At 36.0% G+C, this 6,000-nt stretch carries 5 protein-coding genes; all 5 read left to right on the top strand.

The window, feature by feature from the left end; genetic code table 11:
* The first annotated feature begins 147 nt into the window (after nt 1-147).
* The 5 genes from sufC (at nt 148) to sufB (ending at nt 5,375) form a co-directional block, all read left to right on the top strand.
* Nucleotides 148-933 (top strand): Fe-S cluster assembly ATPase SufC, encoded by a 786-nt coding sequence (gene sufC / locus KM885_RS15115; protein WP_204797607.1) that lies wholly within the window; start codon nt 148-150, stop codon nt 931-933.
* Between the two features lie 17 nt (nt 934-950).
* The gene (sufD, locus tag KM885_RS15110) at nt 951-2,261 is read left to right on the top strand and encodes a Fe-S cluster assembly protein SufD (RefSeq protein ID WP_204797606.1); all 1,311 of its coding nucleotides are present in this window, start codon (nt 951-953) and stop codon (nt 2,259-2,261) included.
* Complete coding sequence (locus KM885_RS15105; RefSeq protein WP_047184637.1) at nt 2,261-3,484, top strand: cysteine desulfurase; 1,224 nt, start codon at nt 2,261-2,263, stop codon at nt 3,482-3,484. The genes sufD and KM885_RS15105 overlap by 1 nt, the downstream gene beginning before the upstream one ends.
* A complete protein-coding gene (gene sufU / locus KM885_RS15100) occupies nt 3,471-3,905 on the top strand; it encodes a Fe-S cluster assembly sulfur transfer protein SufU (protein WP_047184636.1) in 435 nt (144 codons plus the stop codon). Before KM885_RS15105 ends, sufU begins: the two co-directional genes overlap by 14 nt.
* Nucleotides 3,906-3,977: 72 nt before the next feature.
* The gene (sufB, locus tag KM885_RS15095; protein ID WP_047184635.1) at nt 3,978-5,375 is read left to right on the top strand and encodes a Fe-S cluster assembly protein SufB; all 1,398 of its coding nucleotides are present in this window, start codon (nt 3,978-3,980) and stop codon (nt 5,373-5,375) included.
* The last annotated feature ends 625 nt before the right edge of the window (nt 5,376-6,000 follow it).

Here is a 6,000-nt window from a genome sequence, read left to right as displayed (position 1 = left end):
TATCTTATAAAACCTATATTCTAGAGTCTACTAGTTAATAAGTTGATAATTAATTGGAAATGCTTTAAGATTGTAATGAGAATAGATTGAGAATGGATTAATATTCATTTCAACATAGTTAAAATATCAGTCTTTGGAGGTATAATTATGGCAGGATCAGTTTTAGAAATCAAAAATCTACACGTTGAAATTGAAGGTAAACAGATTTTAAAAGGTGTAGACCTTACTATAAAAAGTGGAGAATTCCACGCAATCATGGGACCGAATGGTACAGGCAAGTCAACACTTGCATCTGCAATTATGGGACACCCAAGTTATGAAGTAACGGAAGGTAGTATCACGCTTGACGGAGAAGATGTATTAGAAATGGAAGTAGACGAACGTGCACGTGCAGGTCTTTTCTTAGCTATGCAATATCCAAGTGAAATAACTGGGGTTACTACTTCTGATTTCTTACGTTCTGCAATTAATGCTCGTCGTGAAGAGGGAAGCGAAATTCCTTTAATGAAATTCATCAAAGAATTAGATAAGGACTTAGACTTCTTAGAAATTGATCAAAACATGGCTACAAGATACCTAAATGAAGGATTCTCTGGTGGAGAGAAAAAACGTAACGAAATCCTTCAATTAATGCAATTAAAACCTGAAATCGCTATTCTTGATGAAATTGATTCTGGACTAGATATCGATGCATTAAAGGTTGTTTCTAAAGGAATTAACAAAATGCGTGAAGAAAATCTCGGTTGCTTAATCATCACACACTACCAACGTTTACTTAACTACATTTCTCCTGACTTTGTTCATGTTATGATGCAAGGACGTGTTGTTAAATCAGGTGGACCAGAACTTGCTAAACGTTTAGAAGCGGAAGGCTATGACTGGGTCAAAGAAGAACTAGGAATCGAAGACGAAACTGTAGAACAAAATGCGTAAACGTTAGGAGGACTAAAATGACTGTTGAAACAAAGCTTCCATATAATAAAGAATATATTGAGCAAATTTCAACCAACAGAAATGAACCATCATGGTTGAAGACATTGCGATTAGAGGCATTGGAACAAGCAGAAAGATTAGAAATGCCTAAACCAGATAAGACGAAAATTACTAGGTGGAATTTTACCCAATTTAAACATGAATTCACAGAAGGGGAAGCAATTTCATCTATTAAGGATTTGCCTGAAGTATTACAAGAATACTTTGATCAAAATAATATTCCAGAGAATTTAATTATTCAACGAAATAACTCTATTGCTTATGCAACGATTAACGATGATTTGAAGAAGCAAGGTGTTATTTTTACGGATATTTTCTCAGCACTTGAACAACACAGCGACTTAGTAGAAAAATATTTTATGAAAGATGCTGTACAAGTTGATCAAAACCGCTTAACTGCATTACATGCTGCTTTAATGAACGGTGGGGCATTTATTTATGTACCAAAAAACGTACAAATCGAAGAACCATTACAAGCAGTATTTTGGCAGGAAGATGCAGAGCTAGCATTATTTAATCATGTTCTTGTCGTTGCGGAAGAAAACAGTAAACTTACATTCGTAGAAAACTATATTTCAAGTGATGGCAATCAAGAAACCATTGCAAACATTGTAGAAGAAGTAATTGCAATGGATAATGCGAAAATCTCATATGGTGCTGTTGACAATCTTTCATCTGGTGTAACTTCATATGTTAACCGTCGTGGTGTTGCTAATCATAATGCAACCATTGATTGGGCTCTTGGACAAATGAATGACGGAAATACTGTTTCTGAGAACATTACTTATCTAATGGGAAATGGTGCAACATCCAATGCGAATGCAGTATCTGTTGGACTTGGAAAACAAATTCAAAACTTTACTGCAAGTATTATTCAACACGGAAAAGCGACAGAAGGTTTTATCCTACAACGTGGGGTTATGAAAGAAAGTGCGACTACAATTTTCAATGCAATTGGTAAAATTGAACATGGTGGAACGAAGGCTAATTCTGAACAAGAATCACGGGTATTAATGCTTAGCCCGGATGCTCGTGGTGATGCCAATCCAATTTTATTAATAGAAGAAGATGATGTTACTGCAGGTCACGCAGCATCTGTAGGCCGTGTAGATCCATTACAGATGTATTATTTGATGAGTCGTGGTTTATCAAAAGAGGAAGCAGAAAGACTTGTTGTACATGGTTTCTTAGCGCCAGTAGTAGATCAATTACCAATTGAATCAGTTAAGAAACAATTGAAACAAGTGATTGAAAGGAAAGTATATTAATGGATATTAAAGCCATTAGAGAAATGTTCCCTATTTTAGATCAAGAAGTTAATGGAAACCCATTAGTCTATCTAGATACATCTGCAACATCTCAAAAACCATTACCGGTAATTAAAGCAGTGGATGATTATTATCGGAATAATAATTCTAATGTCCATCGTGGTGTGCATACATTAGGTACAAGAGCGACTGATCAATATGAGGGAGCTAGGGAAAAGGTTCGAGCATTCATTAATGCTGAAAGTGCTGCTCAAGTTATCTTTACCCGCGGAACGACTACTTCCATAAACTTCGTTGCCTATGGATATGCACGACCTAACTTAAAACCAGGTGATGAAATAGTTATTACACCAATGGAACATCACAGTAATATCATTCCTTGGCAACAAGCTGCAAAAGCGACGGGTGCTACATTAAAATATATTCCCCTTCAAGAAGATGGAACGATTTTACTTGAAGATGTTCGGAATACAGTAAGCGATCAAACAAAAATCGTAGCAATTACCCATGTATCGAACGTGCTTGGTACCATCAATCCTGTAAAAGAAATTGCTAAAATAGCGCATGATCATGGTGCGATTATTGTTGTAGATGGAGCACAAGGTGCACCACATATGAAGGTAGATGTTGTAGACTTAGATTGTGATTTCTACGCTTTCTCTGGTCATAAAATGTGTGCCCCAACTGGAATAGGGGTACTATATGGGAAACGGGAGCTATTGGAGAAAACAGAACCTGTTGAATTCGGTGGGGAAATGATAGATTTTGTGGATTTATATGATTCCACCTGGAAAGAACTACCTTGGAAATTCGAAGGTGGGACTCCAATTATTGCTGGTGCAATTGGATTAGGTGCTGCCATTGATTTTCTAAATGATATTGGAATGAATAACATTTATGAGCATGATAAAAAATTAGCAGATTATGCACTGGAAAGATTAAGCACGATTGATGGTATTACCATTTATGGACCTGAAGAGCGCGGAGCACTTGTTACATTTAATTTAGATGATGTTCATCCACATGATACTGCAACAGTTCTAGATGCTGAAGGTATAGCTGTTCGAGCAGGTCATCATTGCGCACAACCATTAATGAAGTGGCTTGATGTTACGGCTACTGCTCGTGCAAGTTTTTATCTGTATAATACGTTGGAAGAAATAGACACCCTAGTCGATGGACTTTTAAAAACGAAGGAGTATTTTGGGAATGTCTTTGAATAATCTCGATACACTTTACCGACAAGTTATTATGGATCATTATAAAAATCCTAGGAATCGTGGAGTTGTAGAAGGAGAATCTGTCTCCGTTGACATGAATAATCCTACTTGTGGTGACCGAATCCGACTACAATTAAAAGTGGAAGATGACATTGTAAAAGATGCGAAATTTGAAGGAGAAGGATGCTCCATTAGCATGTCATCTGCATCCATGATGACACAAGCAGTAAAAGGAAAAAAAATTGAAGATGCCTTGGAAATGTCTCAACTTTTTTCGGATATGATGCTTGGAAAGGAATTAAAAACAGATTTAGATTTGGGAGATATTGAAGCTCTTCAAGGAGTTTCTAAATTTCCCGCTCGTATAAAGTGCGCTACATTAGCTTGGAAAGCAATGGAACGAGGCGTTAAAGAGGAGAATTAGGACTGTAGGCCATATATGATAGGTATGCTACTAAGATGAATCTACAGCTAATACCTAAAGGAGGTTTTTTAATTGTCTAAGAAAGCACCTGAAATAGAAGAGTATCAATATGGATTCAGGGACAGAGACGTTTCTGTATTCCGTACAGAAAAAGGTTTAACTCGTAAAGTAGTAGAAGAAATCTCAAAAATGAAAGAAGAACCTCAGTGGATGCTAGACTATCGTCTAAAAGCATTGGAACATTTCTATAAACGTCCAATGCCACAATGGGGTGGAGACCTCACTGGGTTGGATTTTGATGAGATTGTATATTATGTAAAACCATCTGAAAAACAAGGTAAAACTTGGGATGAAGTACCAGATGAAATTAAACAAACATTTGACAAACTTGGTATACCTGAAGCTGAACAAAAATATTTAGCTGGTGTTTCTGCACAGTATGAATCTGAAGTTGTTTATCATAGCTTGAAAGAGGACTTGCAAGAATTAGGTATTGTCTTTTTAGATACGGATACAGCATTAAAAGAACATGAAGAACTCTTTAAAGAATATTTCGGTACCGTTATTCCATATTCTGATAACAAGTTTGCCGCATTAAACTCGGCTGTATGGTCTGGTGGATCATTTATTTATGTCCCTAAAGGAGTTAAAGCAACTACTCCATTACAAGCCTATTTCCGTATTAATTCAGAAAATATGGGACAATTTGAAAGAACATTAATCATCGTTGATGAAGGTGCATCCGTACACTATGTGGAAGGTTGTACAGCTCCTGTTTATACAACGAATTCCCTTCACAGTGCGGTTGTGGAAATCATCGTTAAGAAGGATGCATATTGCCGTTATACAACCATCCAAAACTGGGCTAACAACGTGTACAATCTAGTTACAAAACGTGCGACATGTGATGCGAATGCTACGATGGAATGGATTGATGGAAATATTGGATCTAAACTTACCATGAAATATCCAGCTATCCACTTAAAAGGTGAAGGTGCTCGTGGCAATACGATTTCTATCGCTATTGCAGGTAAAGGTCAAGTACAAGATGCTGGTGCGAAAATGCATCATTTAGCACCTAATACATCTTCCACAATTGTGTCTAAATCATTCTCTAAGCAAGGTGGTAACGTAACTTATCGTGGTTTAGTTCATTTTGGACGTAAAGCAGATGGAGCACGCGCGAATATTGAGTGTGACACGTTAATCTTGGATAACGAATCCAAATCTGATACGATACCATATAATGAAATTTATAATGACAATATTTCATTAGAGCACGAAGCTAAGGTTTCTAAAGTTTCTGAAGAACAATTATTCTACCTAATGAGTAGAGGTTTAACAGAAGAAGAAGCAACAGAAATGATTGTAATGGGCTTCATTGAACCATTTACAAAAGAGCTTCCAATGGAATATGCAGTAGAGATGAACCGTCTAATCAAATTCGAAATGGAAGGTTCTATTGGATAAAGTTCTAAACCCAGAAAAGAGAAAAAACTTCATTAGTTCATACAAACGTATAACCTTCTAGTAAGAGCTACTCTTACTAGAAGGTTATTTAAAATTATTGATAAATGTAAAAGCGTTATAAGAAAATACGCTTTTATAACACTAGAGAGGATAACGTTTTAAGCAAAACTGTATCCAATTTACGAATATCGTATGTCAGTTTCGTTTGACTCAGAGTAATATATCCCCAAACCAATTGTGATTACCATAACACTGAAAAACCAGCAATCACAACCACTGAAACCCTCAACTATATAATAATGCCATTTATGTTCCTGTTGTTAACAAATACGGGTGATTTTAATCGTTGCAAAACCGACTGATTTTCCTTTCATCATCATAAATATAATTATTAAACTTAAAATGAGTAACAAAAGCTTTATTTTTTTCCCTTGCTTGACTTCGTTTTAGTGTAAAAAAGATAAACAATGTTCGCAATTACTAATATTATTGCAGCGGTTAAAAAACCAAGTAAAGTGTATATATTAAGATCGAATATTAAGGTTAAAATAGTCCCCCCCAACAAACGCACCTATGCCTACTGTACTAAGATACCACCTCGATCTGTTTTTTGAAGACATAACAA

The organism is Oceanobacillus caeni (assembly GCF_019037185.1).
In the GTDB taxonomy this organism is placed as follows: Bacteria; Bacillota; Bacilli; order Bacillales; family Amphibacillaceae; genus Oceanobacillus; species Oceanobacillus caeni.
The sequence above is the reverse complement of the archived record's forward strand: the minus strand, read 5'-3'. Positions and strand labels throughout refer to the sequence as shown.